The sequence below is a fragment of the Dawidia cretensis genome (assembly GCF_018598175.1).
Classification (GTDB): domain Bacteria; phylum Bacteroidota; class Bacteroidia; order Cytophagales; family Cyclobacteriaceae; genus Ohtaekwangia; species Ohtaekwangia cretensis.
The window spans coordinates 66052-86318 of record NZ_JAHESE010000008.1; the positions used below are offsets into that span (position 1 = coordinate 66052).

21 protein-coding genes are annotated in these 20267 nt (G+C 53.3%); 3 read left to right on the forward strand and 18 right to left on the reverse strand.

The annotated features are described in order from the left end of the window. Nucleotides 1-23: 23 nt before the first annotated feature. From KK062_RS10710 to KK062_RS10785, 16 genes are all read right to left on the reverse strand, one after another. Entirely contained in the window at nucleotides 24-920 is an 897-nt protein-coding gene (locus KK062_RS10710) for an NUDIX domain-containing protein (RefSeq protein ID WP_254084290.1), read from the reverse strand. A 154-nt stretch (nucleotides 921-1074) separates the two neighbouring features. Then, nucleotides 1075-1758 carry an NUDIX hydrolase gene (locus tag KK062_RS10715; RefSeq protein ID WP_254084291.1) on the reverse strand — a complete coding sequence of 228 codons (684 nt, stop codon included), beginning with the start codon at nucleotides 1756-1758 and terminating at the stop codon, nucleotides 1075-1077. A 54-nt stretch (nucleotides 1759-1812) separates the two neighbouring features. After that, entirely contained in the window at nucleotides 1813-2166 is a 354-nt protein-coding gene (locus KK062_RS10720) for a DUF6958 family protein (RefSeq protein ID WP_254084292.1), read from the reverse strand. 261 nt (nucleotides 2167-2427) lie between these two features. Next, nucleotides 2428-4155, reverse strand: coding sequence for a methyl-accepting chemotaxis protein (locus KK062_RS10725; RefSeq protein WP_254084293.1), 1728 nt, complete (start codon nucleotides 4153-4155; stop codon nucleotides 2428-2430). 13 nt (nucleotides 4156-4168) lie between these two features. Beyond that, nucleotides 4169-5455, reverse strand: coding sequence for an alginate export family protein (locus KK062_RS10730; protein WP_254084294.1), 1287 nt, complete (start codon nucleotides 5453-5455; stop codon nucleotides 4169-4171). A 14-nt stretch (nucleotides 5456-5469) separates the two neighbouring features. Beyond that, nucleotides 5470-5745, reverse strand: a complete 276-nt coding sequence (locus tag KK062_RS10735) for a hypothetical protein (RefSeq protein WP_254084295.1) — start codon at nucleotides 5743-5745, stop codon at nucleotides 5470-5472. 38 nt (nucleotides 5746-5783) lie between these two features. Next, entirely contained in the window at nucleotides 5784-6266 is a 483-nt protein-coding gene (locus KK062_RS10740; protein WP_254084296.1) for a chemotaxis protein CheD, read from the reverse strand. A 3-nt stretch (nucleotides 6267-6269) separates the two neighbouring features. After that, nucleotides 6270-7148: a sensor histidine kinase gene (locus tag KK062_RS10745; RefSeq protein WP_254084297.1), complete on the reverse strand. Its 879-nt coding sequence runs from the start codon at nucleotides 7146-7148 to the stop codon at nucleotides 6270-6272. Between the two features lie 22 nt (nucleotides 7149-7170). Beyond that, entirely contained in the window at nucleotides 7171-7680 is a 510-nt protein-coding gene (locus KK062_RS10750) for a chemotaxis protein CheW (RefSeq protein WP_254084298.1), read from the reverse strand. Between the two features lie 107 nt (nucleotides 7681-7787). Beyond that, a complete protein-coding gene (locus KK062_RS10755) occupies nucleotides 7788-9755 on the reverse strand; it encodes a chemotaxis protein CheA (RefSeq protein ID WP_254084299.1) in 1968 nt (655 codons plus the stop codon). Nucleotides 9756-9784: 29 nt separating this feature from the next. Further along, the gene (locus KK062_RS10760) at nucleotides 9785-10150 is read right to left on the reverse strand and encodes a response regulator (protein WP_254084300.1); all 366 of its coding nucleotides are present in this window, start codon (nucleotides 10148-10150) and stop codon (nucleotides 9785-9787) included. A 7-nt stretch (nucleotides 10151-10157) separates the two neighbouring features. After that, nucleotides 10158-10445: a hypothetical protein gene (locus tag KK062_RS10765; RefSeq protein WP_254084301.1), complete on the reverse strand. Its 288-nt coding sequence runs from the start codon at nucleotides 10443-10445 to the stop codon at nucleotides 10158-10160. A gap of 1 nt (nucleotide 10446) precedes the next feature. Continuing rightward, complete coding sequence (locus tag KK062_RS10770; RefSeq protein WP_254084302.1) at nucleotides 10447-11199, reverse strand: hypothetical protein; 753 nt, start codon at nucleotides 11197-11199, stop codon at nucleotides 10447-10449. 4 nt (nucleotides 11200-11203) lie between these two features. Continuing rightward, nucleotides 11204-11893 (reverse strand): hypothetical protein, encoded by a 690-nt coding sequence (locus KK062_RS10775; RefSeq protein WP_254084303.1) that lies wholly within the window; start codon nucleotides 11891-11893, stop codon nucleotides 11204-11206. A 150-nt stretch (nucleotides 11894-12043) separates the two neighbouring features. Beyond that, the gene (locus KK062_RS10780; RefSeq protein WP_254084304.1) at nucleotides 12044-12676 is read right to left on the reverse strand and encodes a response regulator; all 633 of its coding nucleotides are present in this window, start codon (nucleotides 12674-12676) and stop codon (nucleotides 12044-12046) included. Continuing rightward, nucleotides 12673-14991, reverse strand: coding sequence for a PAS domain-containing protein (locus KK062_RS10785; RefSeq protein ID WP_254084305.1), 2319 nt, complete (start codon nucleotides 14989-14991; stop codon nucleotides 12673-12675). Before KK062_RS10785 ends, KK062_RS10780 begins: the two co-directional genes overlap by 4 nt. Before the next feature lie 57 nt (nucleotides 14992-15048). Between KK062_RS10785 and KK062_RS10790 the strand changes: the two genes are divergently transcribed. Further along, nucleotides 15049-15294 (forward strand): hypothetical protein, encoded by a 246-nt coding sequence (locus tag KK062_RS10790; RefSeq protein WP_254084306.1) that lies wholly within the window; start codon nucleotides 15049-15051, stop codon nucleotides 15292-15294. 322 nt (nucleotides 15295-15616) lie between these two features. After that, nucleotides 15617-16957 (forward strand): ammonium transporter, encoded by a 1341-nt coding sequence (locus KK062_RS10795; protein WP_254084307.1) that lies wholly within the window; start codon nucleotides 15617-15619, stop codon nucleotides 16955-16957. A gap of 153 nt (nucleotides 16958-17110) precedes the next feature. On the opposite strand, the gene KK062_RS10800 is transcribed toward KK062_RS10795, so the two are convergent. Next, entirely contained in the window at nucleotides 17111-17467 is a 357-nt protein-coding gene (locus KK062_RS10800) for a hypothetical protein (RefSeq protein ID WP_254084308.1), read from the reverse strand. A gap of 504 nt (nucleotides 17468-17971) precedes the next feature. On the opposite strand from KK062_RS10800, the gene KK062_RS10805 reads away from it, so the two are divergent. Then, nucleotides 17972-19201: an MFS transporter gene (locus KK062_RS10805; protein ID WP_254084309.1), complete on the forward strand. Its 1230-nt coding sequence runs from the start codon at nucleotides 17972-17974 to the stop codon at nucleotides 19199-19201. Between the two features lie 4 nt (nucleotides 19202-19205). Here the strand turns inward: KK062_RS10805 and KK062_RS10810 are convergent, their stop codons facing one another. Next, a complete protein-coding gene (locus tag KK062_RS10810) occupies nucleotides 19206-20261 on the reverse strand; it encodes a PorP/SprF family type IX secretion system membrane protein (RefSeq protein ID WP_254084310.1) in 1056 nt (351 codons plus the stop codon). Between the last annotated feature and the right edge of the window lie 6 nt (nucleotides 20262-20267).

A 20267-nucleotide genomic window follows, 5' to 3' on the forward strand; every position in this document is an offset into this window, starting at 1 on the left:
GGTATTTTAAAAGTGAGCGTCTATTATTTGTAGTAGGTGTTGAGTACGGCGGTCAGCTGCGGTGTGTGCTCGGGGGCCGTCTGCCCGTTGGCCATGAGCGCGGCAATGTCTGCCAACGTAAACCAGGCCACTTCGGCAATATCGTCGCTGCCGATCGGCGTGCCGTCGAGGAAGTCTGCGGCAAAGAGCGTGGTAATGATCTTGTCTTCGTCGCGTCTATACCGCCAGTCATCCATGCGGAAGGAAGCCATGTATTGTAAGGCAGAGATTTCCAGTTCACCACATTCTTCGCGCAGCTCACGCGCTGCAGCCTCCTCGTAGCTGGCATCCGTCGGATCGCAGAAACCACCCGGCACGCGCCATTTATTGTCGATGTCTTTCCGCCCCAGCAGCAATTCCGTACGACTGTTCCGGAACAGGGCCACGTCTACGGTAGGGTATACTTTCGAATACGTGTTAGCATACGCGTAGATAATGCCCGTGCGGAACTCCTGCGAATCGAGTACTTTATCGCTGATCTTCTCGCGGATGAGCGTCGAATTATGGCCGCCGGTTTCCGGTAGCTCCACCGTTTCATGCCCACCACTGTAATAAGTCTTAAAGCTGTCGCGGCTGCCGTAGAGCATAAACTGCCCTCCGGGAAAGGCCGACGCCAGCAGCGTGTCGAGCTGTTGCGACCACCGCGTGTCCAGCGGGTGGTCCGACAGCGGCAGCACGACGACGTCGGGAAATTCTTTTTTGATCATCCGCTCGCGCGTAGGAAAATCGAGTGGATTACGGCGGCTACCACGTACTGGCGATACGCCCAGCACGATGACCACCTGGTTGTGCCGCTCCTGCACCGAGGTGATCAGCGCCTTGTGGCCTTCGTGCAGGTAAGGCGACTGGAAGCGGGCGATGATAACTCCTGTTTTACTCATATGAATGTTTGTTACTATTTGTGTAGTATTTACGCAAATGTAGTATTACAAGTTTTACCTTTCACAAACAATTTGCGTGTTTTTTACAATAACTATCCCCTACCCTGTTTGCAATCGGTGGAACCGCATGCTTTCATGCAGCATAGCCCTCCGGTTACAGGAAGAGATCGAAGTTGTAGCCTTTTGTTTTCAGCTCGTCGTATTTCTTTTTGTTGAAGCGATAAAGGTGTGCAGGGCGGCCGGCTTTGCGCTGGATGGTCTCGTCCAGCTCTTCGAGAAAGCCGTAGCCAATAATCTTCTTTTTAAAATTCCGCCGGTCAATCTCGCGCCCCAGCAGTGTCTGGTACAGATTTTCGAGATCCGAGAACGGAAACTTCTTATCCAACAGCTCAAAGCCTACGGGCTCATAGGCAATCTTGCCGCGCAGGCGGGTTATGGCCAGGTCGATAATGGCTTTGTGATCAAAGGCAAGCTTGGGAATTTGGTCGATGCTGTGCCAGGCAACGTCTTCAGCATCGGTCTGTGCGGACAGTTGATAGTCGGACGGGCGCACCAGGCCGAAATAAGCCACCGTCACCACGCGGTTGCGCGGATCGCGGTCAGGTTTTCCAAACGAATATAGTTGCTCGAGATAATTGACGTCTACGCCCGATTCTTCCCGCAATTCACGACGCACGGCATCTTCCAGCGACTCTCCATTGGCCACCAGGCCGCCGGGAAGCGCCCAAACTTTCTGAAACGGCTCATACTTGCGCCGGATTAATAGGATGGAAATACCTTTCTCAGGGTCGTAGCCAAAGACGACAGCGTCTACGGCAACTTTGATAGACTGCTTCATGAAAAGTAAATGAAGCAAATTTTACGGGGTGATCCGAAGATCGATGCTAAAAAATCAGTCCTCGCGCAGCTCTGACAGCGCCTTCTGGTTCCGCAGCTGCCTGGCACCCTGGCGGGTGAGCTTCAACAGGAACAGGCGTTTTTTATAGGGGGGTGTCACGACCTTGATCAGGCCCTGGGCTTCCAGGTCGAGCTTTACCTGCAGCACGTACCAGCTCACGTCGCTATCGATCATGTCGGACAGGCCCGATTGCGCACGTTCCAGCAGCGCATGCAGCGTAAAGGTTTCTTCTTCGGTATCCAGGACAGAGAGCACAAACGTACAGATCTCGTCGTAGTGATGCTTGAGCATAACGACACCCTTCTTCCCATCCGGCCTCAATGTCACAATTGTCTCAGTCCCACTCATGCCTGCCATATCAATTTACGTGTAAAGTTAACCTCTCTAACGTAGAACTTGCTTACCGGATATATCAGGTATCTACCTTTTTTCAAAAAAAACGTTGCCGGTCGGGTAAAATTTTATCGTGTGCAGCACGGTAAACTAAAAAAAAGACAGGTTATAGAGCCTCCTATAACCTGTTTTTGAATATACTTTACTCTTTGTAAACCCGCTTCTCCCCCATACAGGGTAGGCGGGGCAGGGTATATATAACGCTATCGCTAGGTGCTAATAGGGAGCAAATTCTTCATCGCTCACGGTGTCATCCAGCGTTACCGTGACGCCTTTTTTGGCGCGCCCCTTGTCAGCCCGGGCGGCTTCTTTTTTACCGTTACCGTTTGCATGCGTTGTATACTGCGGTGCCCACTGCTGGAACTTGCGTACGGTATAGTCTTCCACCGCGCGATCTTTCTTCTCGTCTTCGATCTTAAAAAACGACACCAGGTCTTTCAGGCTTTCGGCCTGGGCCGCGAGCTCTTCCGAGCTGCTGGCCATTTCTTCGGCATTGGCTGCGTTTTGCTGTACAATCTGGTTAAGTTGTTGCAACGCGGTGCTCACCTGGTTCGCGGAATCGCTTTGTTCTTGCGAGCTGGCGGCGATTTCCTGTACAAGGCCCGACGTGCGCTGTATATCGGGAACGATTGAAACGAGCAGTTTGCCCGAATGCTCCGCTACGTCCACACTGTTCTTGGATAGGTCGTCGATCTCGGAAGCGGCGTTGTGGCTACGCTCGGCGAGCTTACGCACTTCGGCCGCCACCACGGCAAAGCCGCGTCCGTGTTCACCGGCACGCGCCGCTTCTACCGCCGCGTTCAGCGCAAGAATGTTGGTCTGGCGTGCAATCTCACCAATGATCTTGATCTTGTCCGCGATCGTCTTCATCGATGTTACCGTTTGGGCTACCGAACGATTACCTTCGGCGATATCGGTTGCAGCCTTCACCGAGATGCGCTCGGTTTGCAGCGCGTTGTCTGTATTCTGTTGGATCGACGCCGTCATTTCCTCCATTGACGAAGCAACCTCTTCGGCAGACGCTGCCTGTTCGTTCGCGCCTTGCGAGATCTGCTGCGAACCCGAAGAGAGCTGACCGGACGCGATGGCCAGGTTGTCAGAAATGACCGCGATGTTTTGAATTACATTCCGCAATTTCTCCACCATCGCTTTCAGGTCTTTGTAGAGACCCACTTCCTTGCCTTTGTCAAATGTGACACGCAGGTTACCCTTCGCCAGGTTGCGGGCAATCTCCGCAGCTTCAAACGGCTCGCAACCCAGCTGGTTTACGATGCTGCGCGTCAGCAACACTCCGGCCAGGATCAGGATGGCCAATACAGCACCGAAGAAAATAAAGGCGAGCAGCGTTATAGACGATGCCGCCGCCATGCTTTCTGCATACTCCGCTTCGGTTTGTTTTGAGCTGATCTCCGTCAGGTCGTTGATGGCGTTGCGCATGGTTTCAAAATGCGTGGAGTAAGGACCAAAGTATAACGCACGGGCATCTCTCAACTTGCCGTCGGCAATGAGTTTTTGGAGTGTCATGGAGCCTTCTTTTACCAGGGCAAAATGTTCGTCAAACGTTTTGAACGAAGCATTGTCTTGTCCACCGGTAGAAAGGAAGGTCTTACGGAAGCTGTCAAAGCGACCGCTGAGCTGGTCGAGGTTTTCATCAATGTCTTTAAACTCCATCGCCAGATCTTCCGCACGGCGCGTGCGAGTATTACCGGCTTCTGCGCGGTTGATGGCCTCGCTGATCGAGATCTTCGACTGGTAACCGTCGCGATCGGCCTCCAGCAGGGCCGTGATGCTCAGCAACCGGTTTTTATAAATGCTGGTAACATTCTCCGTGATGTTTCCCAGGCTGACCAGGTTATAGGCAATGTTGCCGACATAGAAGGCGATGATAACGATAAAGGTTATCATGACCCGCTGCCCCACTTTCAAATTGGATAAGGCTTTCATAACTGTATGGCGTTTATTGTTTCTCGGTTTTTGAATACTTAAAGAAGTTGGGCGTCGCCGTGATCACCGCATAGAGCATCTGGCTCTCCTGAATCTTGCGACCGCCAAAGAGCTGGTCCAGTGTACGGGTACCAAAGATGATCGAGTGGCCCAGGCTCGCCTTGAACGACGACGAGAGTTTATAATTTACCAACAGGTCATTCTCAAAGCCCAGGTTGTGGTGCATGGACTTCCCATCATGTTCGGGGTCGTTCAGCACCGCCGACGTGGCAAAGCTGTGTATGTGGTCTTCAATCGACAGCTTCTTGGTGGCATTCACTTTGGTCTTTACATAATAGTCATGTACACCCGGTGTGGTCGGATTGTTTACATAGAAGTAATCGATGTACCCGAAGTGGCCGTGGATCAAACCATAGTGACGATCGAAGTAATGGCTTTTGCGGTTATTGGAATTCTCTTCGTCGGTCTGGTCGTTACCCGAGCCGGCGTCTACCCCCACGTTAAAGCTCAACACCTTGTTGACTTCGTATTGTACCTGGAGCGAGTAGAAGTATGCGTTTACATGACGGTCTTGTATGTCACGACCAATCTGATAATAATATACCCCTACCAGGGATATTTTATCGCTAAGCTTCAGCTCGGAGTCTGTGCCGAACGTTTGCATATAGTATACTGTAGAGGTCGTATCGCCGCGCTCCATGCCACGATTCAGGAAGATCAGCGATGCCTCGAGCTTACCGATCTTTTTATGGCCCCAGAGAAACTGCATGTTCTGATAATAGTTGTATTCATAGGGCTCACGCTTAAAGCTCTGCCCATTGGCATTGTAGGCTGCTGCCAGGTGTAGCTCCAATCCGTTTTTCTGATACTTGAGCAGCGCCGCATCGTGCGCGCGCGTTCCGACCCAGTTGGGTTCGCCCAACAGGTATTGATTGCCATAGACAAAGCCCTGTCTGCCCAGTCGCAGCGACAGGTTGGGGTTGAAGTATTTTTCTACCCACGCGCGAAACACCGACATGTTTGCTACATCCGAGCGGTCGTCCTGATCACCCCAGAAACGACGGTCCTGCATAATGAACTCGGCATCCAGGTCGTTCTCTTTGTGATAGTTTAAGATGAGGCGTGTGCGCTGCATGGTATAGAAGCCCGCTTTGTCGCCCTTGTACATCGGCTCCCGGAAACCGCGCGAGTAAACCGGGTTGATGCGGTACTCACCGTCGACGCTGATGTCCTGTGCGCCGGCCACGTGGGCCAACGTCAGTAGCAGTGCCAGGATGGACAGTCGTATACAGTGTTTCATTTCTATCGTTTAGTTTACAGTTGTTCTCTTCCCTCTATCAGCTGCTGGATGCGTGCTTCGTGCTCTTTCAGCATGCGGGCCATGGTGCTGCTGGCTTGTTCCATCTGCTCCACTTCACCCTGCAGTATCTCCAGCAGTTTTTGTTGCCCGGCAGGCCACGATTCTTTCTTGAACAGCTGCAGCATGCCTTTTACCCGAAACAGCGGACCGCGCAGCATCTGGTCGTTGTGAAACGCATAGTGCCGCGTTTGCTCATAGACCCATTGCAGTATATCCCCTTCTCTTTCCATCACACATTCCGTTTATTTCCTCTGTATCATCAGTGCGTTTATTTGGCCGCACCTTTGATATACTTCATCATCACAATACCGCTGGACGTATCGAAGCGGATGTTCATGCCGTATTCACCGCAGACATTTTCCGCCACGATCGGGATGCCGTACTCCTTCAGCATTTGGCGCGCGATCTGCGCATTCCGCAGCCCGATGTTATAGGCTACTATATTGCCATCGCTCTGCGCCCGGCCGCCAAATATTTTCGCGACCATGTTCCGGCGCTCAGCACCCGTATACTCCAGTTTCTCCACCAGCTTCTCGATGGCGATGTTGCCATATTTTGGCGACGCCAGCCCTTCACCGTTCCACAGCGGCAACAGGTAGTGGTTCATGCCGCCGACGCGTGTCTTTGTATCCCACAGGCATACCGCCACACACGTTCCCAGCAGCGTGGCAATGCACACGGGCCGCGCCGCCACGTGCAACGTAGCGGGGTACAAAAAGACCTTCTCCAAAACCGCTGTGTCCGACACCATGTGTTAGAAAGCCTCGTCAAACAATATCTCCGAACCGTCTCCACCCAGCAGCGCGCTAAAGCCTTCTTCGCCGGCCTTCACCGGCAGTATGACCGTAAACGTTACACCCGGTGTTTGCGTGGTGACGGCAATCGAGCCGTCGAGCAGCTCCACCAGCGATCGAATGACCGATAGACCAAGGCCGTGGCCCTGGTATTTTTTCACCGTACCGGTGTCCAGTTGTGTAAAGCGGTCAAAGATGCGGGCAACGTCTTCCTGCGGTATATCACTCCCGGCATTCGTGATCGAAATCACAAGTTGCCCGTCGGTGGTACGCAGGGTAATCACGACTGCGTCGTTACCGTTGCTGAACTTAATGGCGTTCGAAACCAGGTTGGCGAGAATGATGCGGAAGTAACGACCGTCGGTCACAAACTGTACCTGCGCATCACCCAGCACGCGGACCGGCACGCCCTTCTTCTCACGAATCGTTTCGAACGACTGAATGACTTGCTCCAGCACTTGCGACACGCCCACTTCCACCCATTGTGGTGTTACCTGTCCCGCTTCTATTTCGGCCGCAGTCATGATATTGGTCATCTGGAAGTCGAGGGCGTAAGCTTCGTTATAGATCAGCTTCAGGTTGCGCTGCACGTCGGCAGGCAAACTGCTTTGTTTCTCTACGATCGTTTGTGTCAACGCCAGGATCGACGCCAGCGGGTTGTTGATCTCGTTCTTGATATTGCTGATGAAGTGACTCTTCAGCGCCTCCGACTGCTCCAGCCGTGCATTAAGTCGCTGCATCTCTTGCAACATGTCCTGTTGCTCCAGAATGGTCTTTTCACTCAGCGACATTCTTCTGCGTACTTCGTTCAGCAATGCTTCGTCGGATAGTTCCTTCATCGTCTTCGGGGTCTTTCGCTGCTTATTGAATCGTTTCTCCCTGCGCCTGCTTCAGGTCGATGTACTCCTCGTTGGAGAATACCTTGTCGACGTCGAGAATCATAATGAATTTGTTGTCGAGCTTGATCACGCCCTGGATAAACCGCGTACGTTCTTTGTTGCCCATCGTGGGCAGCGACTGGATCGCTTCGGGGGTAACCTCGATCACTTCCGCAACGCTGTCGACAATGGCGCCGATCTTCAACATCTCCTGGTCGACCTCTACCTGCAGCACGATAATGCACGTGTCGATGGTATCCGCCGCGCCGGGCAGCGAAAACTTCACGCGCGTGTCAATGACGGGCACTACGGCACCGCGCAGGTTGATAACGCCGCGCATGTACTCGGGTGCGCGCGGCACACCGGTTACTGGCAGCATTTCCATCAACTCCGTCACCTTGTTTACATGCACGGCGAAATATTCGCGGTTCATCATAAACGTCAGGTAGGAATCGCCTGCTACTTGTTGCTGATATCCGGTTGACTGTGTCATGTGGTTGCGGTTCGTTCGGTGTACAAAGGGATCACTTTTGTATAGTAGTTCTTATAGGAGGATTCTGTTTTGCACGGGAAATCACCTTTTTTGGATTGGGAAAATTCCTATAGTTCCATCAGGCGATTGGTATCTAATACCAGGGCCACCGCGCCGTTGCCCAGAATGGTGGCACCGGAAGCAAAGTCCTGGTCTTTGTAGATCTTGCCAAGCGGCTTGATCACCGCCTGGTACTCGTCCAGGATACGGTCTACCGCGAACGCCACCTTACGCTCATCCTGTTTGGCCACGATCAGGTTTACATGCTCGGGCTTTTCACCCTGGCAGCGAAAGATGGTGCGCAGGTCGACGTAGGGCACCTGTTCGCCGTCCAGCACGATCAGGTCGTTCATATCCGGGCACACCGCATCGCGGTCCACGGCATAGCACTTATCAATGGTGGTCAGCGGTATGATATATTTTGCTTTGGCAATGTCTACCAGCAAGCCGTCGATGATGCTCAGCGACAGCGGCAGCTTGAGGCGAATGGTCGTGCCGCGGTCGGGCACCGATTCGATCTCGATTTCACCGCGCAGGTTAACGATCGCCCTTTTCACCACGTCCATGCCCACGCCACGACCCGATACGTCCGTAATCTGGCGGGCGGTGGAGAAGCCGGGGTGAAAAATAAAATCGTAGATCTCGTGGTCGCTGAGGCGATCGGTAGCATGCGCCAGTCCCAGTTGCAGCGCTTTTTGCCACACGCGCTGTTTGTCAATGCCCGCGCCGTCATCCTGTACTTCCAGGATCACGTTGGTACCGGCGTAGTATGCCTTGAGGCGAATCGTGCCAACGGGGTCTTTGCCTTTCCGTTCGCGTACCTCCGGCAGCTCGATGCCGTGGTCCATGCTGTTTCGTAAAATATGCAGCATCGGGTCGGCCAGATTTTCGATGATCTTTTTATCGAGCTCGGTGTCGCCACCGATCGTCTCAAAGCGGATCTGTTTTGATAATGCACGCGAAGTATCGCGCACCAACCGTTCGAAACGCACGGATAAATGACTAATGGGAAGCAGCGATATACTAAAAGCCTCGTCGCGCAGCTGGCGTACCAGCTTTTCGACGTTCTCGGTAATTTCTTCCAGTTCCTGGTTGCGCACACTGCCGGTGAACAAGGTCAGACGCGCCTGCGTGGTCACAAGCTCACTGACGATGTTCATGAGCTTGTCGATCTTATCGTACGTTACCTTGATGGTTTGGTACGAGTCGTGGCGCTGATGGGCCGGACGTTGCTCGCGCACCGCGCCGGCTGTCTTCACAGCGTCTTTCTCAACATATACCTGGATCAGCTCACAGGAAAGGCGTTCCGTGTATTGAAACAGCAGCTCGCGGAAGGATGCTTCGTCTAGCAGGTTGCGGTCACTGGCCTCATTGATGCGCAGCTCGCACTGATCCTCCACAAACATAAATTCTGACCGGATGCCCGCCACATCACGCGTCGTATATACGAGAATGTCCCAATAAAGATAAGTCTCGTCGAGGTTCAACACCCCGTCGGGAAGTTTGTCGGTATAGGTGCGAAGATGAATCTCTCCCAATCCTGCCAGGTCGTCGAGCAGGTACAGTGGGTTGCTGCCGTCACGCATAAAGTCGACGTGTGGCGCAAAATGTATAAGGTATAGCTTGCCAACTTCCGCCGTCGGGGCTACCGGCGCTTCCTCCGGGGTGTTATTCGATACGGTGAGCCGTTTGATCTGCGCCAGCATTTCCGCATGAGCCGCAGGCACATGGTCACGCTGACGAATCAGGCCCCGGATGTGGTCGACCGAACGAAGCGCGATGGTGAGGATCTCGTCTGACAGCGCCTGCTTGTTGTGCCGTATGTCATCAAAGACGCTTTCCAGGTGATGGGTAAACTCACCGACGTGGTCATAGCCAAACATCTTGGCGGTTCCCTTGAACGTATGCATGACACGAAAAACCTCCTCGACCTGTTCTTTGTCTTGCGGCGCTTGCTCCAGACGTAAGACGGCCTTTTCGAGATCGTCCATGAGCTCGGCCGCCTCTTGTAAGAATTTTCCGTGTGCTTTGTCCATGCGTGTTATCGATATATACTCCCCCGTTGCTAGCGCAACACTTTCTTTACTACGGCCTTGAGGTTTTCAGGCTCGAATGGCTTGACAATCCAACCGGTGGCGCCTGCCTCTTTCGCTTCCTGCTTCTTTTGCATTTGCGACTCGGTGGTCAGCATCAGGATTGGCACGGCGGCAAACTGCTGCAACGACCGGGCTGCGCGGATCACCTGGATGCCGTCGGCTTTGGGCATGTTCAGATCGGTAATGATCAGGTCCACATGCGTGCCTGCATTCAGCTTCTGGATGGCCTCGGCTCCGTCGGATGCAGTCAATACCTCGTACTCCTCTTCGAGGGTGGTCGCAACCACGGCCAGGATGCTTTCGGAGTCGTCTACGGTCAATATTGTCTTCTTCATATATAGGTTAGATAATGGATTGCAAAACAGTGGCGGCCGGCCCCTTGGGTGGCGCGTCGGTCCAGTGCAGCGACAGGGCTTTCCCCTTCTTACGGAAGTACCCCAGCAGTTGCACAAAGCGAAACTCGGTGGCAAGTGCGGCCGGCAGGTATACCGCCAGGCTTTGCACGCCGTGGGCTTCGGCAAATTGCAGCAGCTTGCCCAATTCATCGGGTGCAGGCTTACCTTCTACCCGGAGGTGCCATTGGCCCGGCACCTGCGCATCTTCTTTCAGGGAGATTGTCGTGGTCGTCATATCAGAAAAAGATTTCGTCGTCCGTTACCAGTTCTTCTTCGATGCCGAAAGTCTTGTTAAACACTTCGCGTTCGGCGTCCATAGTGTACAGCTTCTTGACCTCAAGCAGAATCTTCATGCGTTGCTCTTCCGTAATGATGGCGGTAAAGGCCGCCTGCTCGTCGAGCAGCTTTTCGTGCATGGAAATGAGCAGGTCGAGAATCTGGATGACGTTGCGCAGGTTCTGCGCCGTATTGAACAGAAAAAGCTGCAGCTCACGGGATATGTCGCGGTCCGCCCACAACGCCCGTAACAGGCGCTGGATTTTGTTGGAGGCCAGTAAGTAATCTTCGCGTACAACCACCAGCTGTCGGTAGGAAAGGCGTACCAGGTCGTACATCACGAAGGTATACTGCGGCGTATAGGTGTCGCAACGCTTTTCATAAAGACGGGCAAATTCAGCGGCCAGGGTTTGCTCCACGGTGTACACGTGCTCGAGCTTCTGACGAATGATGTCGTGGTATTGGAGCTCGACAATAATCGAATCAAAGCTGCGGGCTGCCGTGCGAAGTTTTTCGCGCAAGGCGGCGGGCAGTTTATCGGACGCCAGCTTTTCACGGGCCACCGCGGCGTATTTCTTCACCTTGTTGCTCGTCACCAGGAAGTCGTCGTTAAGGTGCTCGTACAGCGCGTCGATCTTCTGGTTGAGACTTTTGAACAGGCTGGAATACCGGTTGGCCAGGTATGCACTAATGGTATATTTCACGTCTCCCATGTTCTTAATCTTCGTTTTCTTCCCATCCCGGAAACAGTGTATGAATGATTTTTTGCTCTTCGGCCGACGGCAGGCGGTTGGACACCATGCGCAGAACAATGCGTTGGTGGAAGCCGGCATTCCCGGACTGGATGACGATCAGCGAAATATCGGCATACAGTACCTCCGCCCGTTGAAAGGCCAGCGTAAACTTCTTGAACTGCATCTGGTTTACCGACAGGATCAGGCGCAGCGCACGCGACAGCTCGCGGTCCATCCACAGCACCCGGATCTCTTCGCGAATGCCGACCAGGATGGCTTCGTAGCGCATGCGTATATATTTGAGCTGCCCCAGGCAGATGTTGGTGATGGCGCCGATGTAGGAGGATATTTTGACGAACGTATTTCCTTCGTAGTCTTGTACCGCCAGGCGCACCATCTTGTTTACTTGTAAAAGGTTGCGCAGCGGCTCCGCCAGCTCCGGTACGCGTTTGATCGCGTCGAGGCCGCGCTGAAAAACTATGCGGGCGCCTTCCAGCTTGCGCACCAGGTCGGGCGCGGCCACAGTAGATTTTTGGCGGATGCGCACGAGGTAGTTCCCGAACGATTTGTTCAGGGCCTGCTCTTCGGTCTGGAGGATGTTCATCATCTGCTCCAGGTTCCGGTCAATCTCGTCGAGAATCGCCTTGATATCCTGTGTATTCAGCGCAGCCATATACTCGCTTCCGCATTCGCTCCCTTGCTTTTAGTACTACAAAAGAGGTGGAATCGGGAGCCGAATACGATAGGAGGTTTCAGAAATGCGTGGGCCGATTCCTTATTGGGATTGGGAAATTTCCCAACCGCCGCTGGGCAATCGGCAAGGTCAGGCGTGTTGCAGGTAAAGCTTGATAAGCTGGACGACGTTCTTCACGTCGCATTTTTGGAGAATGCTGTTACGATAGTTGGCCGCCGTCTTTTCACTGATGAAGAGTTTGCCGGCAATCTCGTCGGTATCAAGGCCTTCGATGATGAGCTCCAACACTTCCAGCTCGCGTTTGGACAACACCTTCCGGAAGAAGTCGTGGCCCTCGCGCGGCTTGTTCATGTTTTCCACGATGTTGCTCATGATGTTCTGACCAAAATACTTCTTGCCGGAGTTCACGGCTGCGATGGCCGCCAGCAGCTCTTCCTTGGCAGCGTCTTTCGTGAGATAGCCCATGGCCCCCGCTTCAATGGCCTTGGTGGCAAACGACGACTTGTCGTGCATCGTCAGGAAAATGATACGGACGGCCTTGTTATATGTCTTCGCATATTCCAGCACCTCATAGCCATCGCCATCGGGAAAGTTGATATCGCACAATAATATGGCTACTTCGGGATGTTTGTCTAATAAGATCCTGGCTTCTGCCACGGTGGCCGCCTCTGCCACCACCTCTACTTTGCCGGACGCCTGCAGAATGGTCGCAATGCCTTCGCGCAGGATGCCGTGGTCGTCGGCCAATGCAATCTTGATCATGATACTTCTGCGTTTAGGGGTATAGTGAGACTGATGGTCGTGCCTGCATGACAGGTTGAGCTTACCAGCAGCTTGCCGTTGAGCAGCCGGGCCCGCTCAATCATCGTCTTGAGGCCAAAGCTGTTTTGCTTGCTTAGGGCATCGTCTACATCGAAGCCTTTACCATTGTCTTCAATCATCAGGTGCAGGCTGTTCTTGAGCTTCATCAGCATAACCGACAGCGACGTGGCGTGCGCGTATTTCATCGCGTTGTTCACGCCCTCCTGCGCAATGCGGTAAATGTGCATCGACCGGCTTTGCTCCGGCTCAAAGCTGTCCAGGTTGATCTTGCATTGAATCGTCACCTGCTTGCCACGAATGGGCTGGTAACGTTCCAGCAACGACGTAATAGCGCTCTCCAGACCCAGGTTACGAATGCTGAGCGGCATCAGGTCGCTCGTCAGACTTTTAATGTCCGTGGTGACATGTTGCAGCAGCTCCTGTACGCTCTTGCATTGCTTCTGCTGTTCCGGTGTTAGCACCGAGCAGAGGCCTTCCAGCTGCAGCTTGGCCAGGCTTAACAATTGGCCCACGCCGTCGTGCAGCTCACGGGCGATACTTTCTTTTTCATTTTCTTGTACGAGGATGATCATTTCCGTCTGCTTGCGCTGCATCTCCAGCTCGATCTCGAGCTTGGTCATGGTCAGCGCCGTGACTTCGTCTTCCAGGCGTTTGCGTTCTGTCAGGTCGAGAATGTTCAACACAAAGCCCATGGGGTCGCCATCCTGGCGGATCAACGATGTGACTACTTGTGTCAGCAACCGTCCACCCGACTGTGTAATAAATTCTTGCTGGCTGCGGTAATGTTCTTGTAAGAGGTGCTCGGCCGATTGCTCCGGCAGCAACCTGGCGATATCCTTTTCAATGATCTCGTGCTGTTTATACCCCAGCAGGTCGACGGCGGTATCGTTCAGGAACTCGATCGTGCCGTCCATCGAGGTAAAAAGTATAGCCGACTGGTTCTGCTTGATCATCTCTTCGTAGATGGTCAGCTCTTTCTGAATCACTTTGTGGTCTGACAGGTCGGTGACCGTGCCCACCATCCGCTGCGGGTTGTTGTCGTCGTCGACCTCCACCACTTTCGCGCGGAACATGATCCAGCGGTAGTCGCGGGCAATGTCGAGCACCTGTACTTCCATGATAAACGGATGATACGGCGGGCGCAGGCTTTGCTCGAAGTTGGCTTTGAACTCACTGCGCAGATCGGGATGGACGTGACCGATAAAGCGGGTAAAGTCCTGCTCGGGACCCAGGTCGATGCCCATGATCTCTTTTGCCCGCGGCGAGAAATAAAACTGCCGCGTGCTGATCTTCCATTCGTAAACACCGTCGCCATTGCCTTCGAGGGCATAGGCCCAGCGGTTTTCGCTTTCGCGAAGATCTTTGTTGAGTTTACTGAGCGCATCCGCCGAACGCTTCTCGCCATCAACGTTTTTGATGACGCCGATGACGCGCGTTACCCGACCGTCGGCGTCCCACTCGATGGGCATGTGCTGGTCCTCGATCCAACGGTAGGTACCGGCGCGATCTTGTAAACGATATACTTGTACCGCCGGCTGGCTTGCCATGGGCGCGTAAGCATGCTTGCGTTCGGAAAAACGTGCTTGCTCGTCCGGGTGTACCAACGACAGCCATTGGTTGAACGTCGGGTTGAACTCACCGGCCTCATAGCCAATCAGCTCATATAGTTTTGTATTGAAGACGGTTCTGTCTTCCTGCGGATACCAATCGTATACCGCCAGGTTTCCCACCTGCAGCGCAAACAAGTACCACTCCTCGCGCTGTTTAAGCTGGTGGTTGAGCGCCAGCTCGCGCTTAAAAGCCTCGCGCAGCCGGTTCTCCCCTTGCACCTGCCCGTCAATGTCTTTAATGATGCCGATGGTATGAACCACCCGGCGTGTTTCATCAAAGACAAAGGAGTAGCGTTCTTCCTCGATCCAGGTATATTTGCCTGGCCGTGTGCGAATGCGATACTTAAAGGGACCGTGATATTCTTTACCCGTCATGCGGGGCTGCTCGTCCTGTGCCGGCAGGTTTTTATAGTCGTCGGGATGTACCAGTGCGAGCCAGTCGGCGTAACGAAGTTGTTGTGGGAGATCGGTGGGTGTATAGCCCGTTATCTCATACAGCCGCGGATTGAATGTCAGCTCGTCGGCCTGTATGTTCCAGTCGAACACACCGAGGTTGCCCGCTTTGAGTGCAAACTCATAACGTCGCTGCTCGTCACGCATGCGTTGCTCGAGCGGCTGGAGGGGGGCCTTTTCTCCATGTGTCATGGTGGTGAATACTAAAAGGATCCTAAAAGGGAACTATCAGATAAGATACGAATGATCATGCAATATTACACATTGGACACCAAACTCCAGGACGCCGCCTTCTTGGCCGGCACCCCCGTCACCTGTCCCATCGCACTGCGGCAGGAAGAGCTTGAGGCCGGCACGTTACGCGAAGGCGCCTCCATCGTTGTCATGCTTTCCAACCGGGCAAAATACAAAGCCCGTGTTGTTAGCCTCACCTATCAGTTGAAAGGCATCCGAGCCGCAGGGGAGATGACCATCATTCGAGAAGTTCCGGCATAACCCAAAATCCAGCTGAAATTTTAACCTTTCGTCAATCGAAATCATTTTTTCAATCCCAGGATGGTCCCCAAATAACCCATCGATTGACATAACTAAAAATAAAATCCAATCTACCGCCCATTTTTGATGGCGGGCGACTATTCTTTTCGCTCGCAGACCCCACGTCATTCAAAAAATTTCAATTTTATCACCTGACGGACGCAAAACGACCCATCACTAAATCGTTTTCGGTCATTTTCATTAAAAATGCCTCAAATACGAAGCTATTTTTCTAAAAAAGACCGATTTTTGAATCACTACAACAACCAGATCTTATTGCTATATGAAAAAATCGTTAATCTTTCTTTTGCTGCTGGTGGGATTCAGCGTGCTGGCAGTCTTTATGCCATCGCCCAGGCAGGTCGTGACGGAGGGACTCAATGGAGGGGACATTGCCTGGATGCTGGCGGCTTCGGCAATGGTGCTGCTGATGACCCCCGGACTGGCGTTCTTTTACGGCGGCATGATCGACATGAAAAACATCGTTTACACCATGTTCCAAAGCTTCATCGCGATGGGCGTTGTCGGTGTATTATGGATCATCGTGGGCTTCAGCCTCGCCTTCGGTGACTCGATCGGCGGCATCATCGGCGATCCCCGCTCATTCTTTATGTTTCAGAATGTAGTGGACGGCAAGCCCTGGGCACTCGCGCCTACCATCCCGCTGGTGCTGTTTGCTTTCTTCCAATTAAAATTCGCCATTATCACCCCTGCGCTGATCACCGGTACGTTCGCCGAACGGGTACGGTTCAAATCGTATATCATTTTCCTGGTGCTCTTCACCCTGTTCATCTACTCGCCCCTGGCGCACTGGACATGGCACCCCGATGGTTTCCTCTTTAAAATGGGTGTACTCGACTTCGCCGGTGGCACCGTGGTACACATGTCAGCAGGTATCGCTGCGCTCGTAGCCTCGATCTTCCTGCGTAGTAACACCGAAAAGAAGCACGTCCAGCCCGCAAACATTCCGTATGTGCTGCTCGGCACCGGTCTGTTGTGGTTCGGCTGGTTCGGCTTCAACGCCGGCAGCGCCATGGGCGCCAACGCGCTGGCGGCCTCTGCCTTCGCGACAACCAACACCGCTTCTGCCGCCGCCGGCCTTGCCTGGATCCTGCTGGATTCTGTAAGAGGTAAAAAGCCTTCGGCCCTCGGATTCTGTATCGGTGCCGTGGTTGGCCTCGTAGCCATCACGCCTGCGGCCGGTTTCGTAACAATTCCTTCGAGCCTTTTCATCGGTACGTTCGCCAGCCTCGTCAGCAACCTGATGGTACACTGGAAAACCACCAAGACTTCGCTCGAAGATACCCTCGACGTATTTCCCTGCCACGGTGTAGGTGGAGCAGTGGGCATGCTAATGACCGGCCTGCTGGCCCACACGGCCGTCAACGGCGCGAACACTACCGGCAACGGCTTGTTCTTCGGCGAGACAACATTGTTCTTCGTGCACCTGAAAGCACTGGCCATCGTGGTCGGCTTCGTCTTCGTAGGCTCGATGGTGATCCTGAAGATCACCGACATGATCTCAACCCTGCAAATCAATCCACACCATGCGGGCAAACGCCCCACAGAAGAAACTGCAGACACAGAGGCCATGCAATCTGCAGAGCTCCTGACAACGAACTAAGAAACCGTTATTTTCCTATACCTAACCTAAACCGACAAGAGGGTGCTTCGAGAGAGGCACCCTTTTTCGTTTTAAAAAAACAACAAGGCCACTCCGGTTTCCCGGAGCGGCCTCGTGCCTTTATACCTGTTTTCTGTGTGTGCGTGTAACGTTCTAGTTAGGAACAGCGGCTGCGTCGGCTACGGGCGTCAGTTTTTCCAGGCCGCTGAATGATTCCAGTGCGCCGGTCGGAGTATACTTCACCTCGATTTTGTTGCCTTTGGCTTTCTTGACGAAACTGTAGTGGATCGGCGTTACGATGGTGCGGCCATTGCTCGACTCTTTTTCGATGAGTGCAGTCCAGTAGCCGCCGTCGGGTGCAGTACCGAAGTCTTTTTCAAAGGCATTGCGTACCGAAACCGGAACTTGTTCCAGCGGAACTTTGATCGTTTCTCTCAAAGGAGCGTTTGCAGCGATTGCCAACCCCATGGCTAATACAAATGCGAAGCCTGCCAAAATTACCTTTTTCATAATTGTCGATATTTAATGTGACTGATTTTTTTAAATGCTTATGGTGATCTTAACGGGTCGGGTTCGAAGAAAGTTAGCGTTTATACCTCCCGCAATCGGTGGTATTTTTGTTTTCACACCATCTATACTCTTGTGACAACAGATACACCGTACAGTATCGAACAACATTATACAGTATAAAAACCCGTGTGGTACGGCACGAAGCGCGATAAAAGATGGCGCGTGACACGCGTGTTCAAAAGCGTACAACAGCACCACAACCGCGGACACCCCCACTTTTTCTATATATACCCTTCATTTTTTCTTAAAATATTTTTTTTCACGGCGTAAAGACCCTTCCCAAACGGCGTATATTGTTCACAAGTGAACAAACCCATCCCATTCACGGACATCTGCCGTTGGTATTTTCTCTGTAAATTCATTGTTGCAACAATCACGTCGACAAAAAAGGATATCCCAGGCGTGAGATTTTATCGGCATGCATACTAAACAACCGCTCTTTATATGAACAGCAACCGTGTAGACCGCAAAGAATCGGAAACTTCCGCCACGACCGCCACCGAAACCGGCGGACTGGGTCCGGTGCGGGTACCGACGGCCCAACAGAACAAGGTGTCGATCCGCCTGGCCGTTACCGTTTTCTTCTTTACGCAGGGCATCTGCTTCGCGTCCTGGGCCAGTCGCATCCCCGACATTAAGCTATTGTTAGGACTGAATGATGCACAGCTGGGTACGATCCTCTTTGCCCTGCCGGCAGGGTTGATGACGAGCCTGCCGCTGTCGGGCTGGGCGGTGACCCGGTTTGGAAGCCGGCGCATGTTGCTGGTGGGAGCAACGTTGTACACGCTGACCATGGTCGTCATCGGTCTTGTAACCGACCGATGGGAGCTGGCGGGCGTGCTGTTTATGTTCGGCTTTTTTGGAAACCTGGTCAACATTGCTGTAAACACCCAAGCCATTGGCGTCGAAGCCCTGTATGGCAAATCGATCATGGCCTCTTTCCATGGCGCGTGGAGCCTGGCCGGTTTTAGCGGCGCGTCGATTGCCTGGTTTCTGGTTTCGCTAAACACAGCGCCCTTCCATCACTTCTGTATGATCGCCGGATTGGTATTTGTGCTGGTAGCCCTGGCGTATAAACGTACGCTGCCCGCCATGCGCGGTTCAAGTGATACGCCGCTGTTTGCCAGGCCCGATGGTCTGTTGCTGCGGCTGGGCATCATCGGCTTCTTCGGGATGGCCTGTGAGGGGACGATGTTCGACTGGAGCGGCGTGTATTTTCAGAAGATTGTGGAAGCTCCCGAGAAGCTGGTCACGCTGGGCTACGTGGCTTTTATGGCTACCATGACCGGCGGACGCTTTATTGGCGATGCCCTGGCGAACCGATTGGGGCGTAAAAAGATGTTGCAGCTAAGCGGCGCACTCATTGCCACCGGCCTGTTGGTGTCGGTATTCTTCCCCATGCTGGTGACCGCGACGATCGGCTTTTTGCTGGTAGGTTTCGGTGTGTCGTCGGTAGTGCCGTTGGTGTATGGGGCCGCGGGCAAGTCGGGAACGCTGTCGCCGGGAGTGGCGCTGGCGGCGGTGTCGACCATCAGCTTCTTTGGCTTTTTGTTAGGCCCGCCGGTGATCGGATGGATTGCCGAGGTGGCGAGCCTGCGCTTTTCGTTCGCGCTGATCGCCTGCCTTGGTTCGGGTATCGCCATACTGGCAACACGCTCGCGGTTATTGCAGTAAGCCGTTAGTTCCAGAAACCCTCTTTGCTGTTGAAGGTCGGACACGGTATTAGCTTGTACTTCTTCTTGTTCTTCTTTTCGTTGCCTTTTGACGAGAACTCGTATATGATCGACAACTCGTGTGCCCCGCCCGAAGCCGTTTGCATTTGAGAGATCGTAAAGTCGTAGCTATAGCCTATCGACAGCTGTTTGAAGTATAGCCCCAGCGTGAGAATGAGCGCGTCCTGCGACAGGCCGTTGGACACCGACTTCTCAAACGGCTTGCCACGGTACCACACCCCTACCGACACCGGGTCGATGTGATAGTTCACTCCCAGATCAAGCTGCGAGAACGTCGGTCCCTGCATGCGATAAATAAACGATGGTGTAAGATACGAGGCGCGTCCACCGTTACGGAAACCACGGTTCAGGTCGAGCTTCGCCCCGGCGTGAATGTTTACACGCATGGGCAATTGACTTTCGCTATTGAGTACCGAAATGTTCGGCGTGTTCATGTGCATGAACGAGGCCCCGATCCACAGCGAGCGGCTATAAATCAAAAAGCCCGATCCAAAATCGAAGTACTCATGCCTGCCCAACTTGCTTACTTCCGGGTCAAGTGACGAGCCAGGCGTTTCATATTCTACTGACAGGTCTCCGCCCAGCCGTATTTTGCTGCGGTCAATGCCATTGGAACCATAGCCGAAGGACAAGCCCGGCGAGAACACAATTTTATCCGTGAGCTTTACTTTGTACGAATACAGCAGGTTGACGTTCGTCGTACGCCAGCCGGCCGTACCCATCTTATCAGTCGTAAACAAAATGCCAAAACCACTGCGCAGCTCGTTGACAAAGATGTCGTACGAAGCCGCGTACGTGGTAAACGCTTTTGGCAGGCTGGGCCATTGAATGCGATGGTTAAACACCAGGCGTTGCTGTGGCGTGATGCCCGTAAAGCCGGGGTTGAGATATAGCGGCGCCTGGTAGTACTGCGAGAACTGCGGATCCTGCGCGTGGGCCAGTTGCGTCAAGGCACAACACGCGAGAACGATAATGGCTATTTTGCTGGTAAAGTTTTTCATACGCGT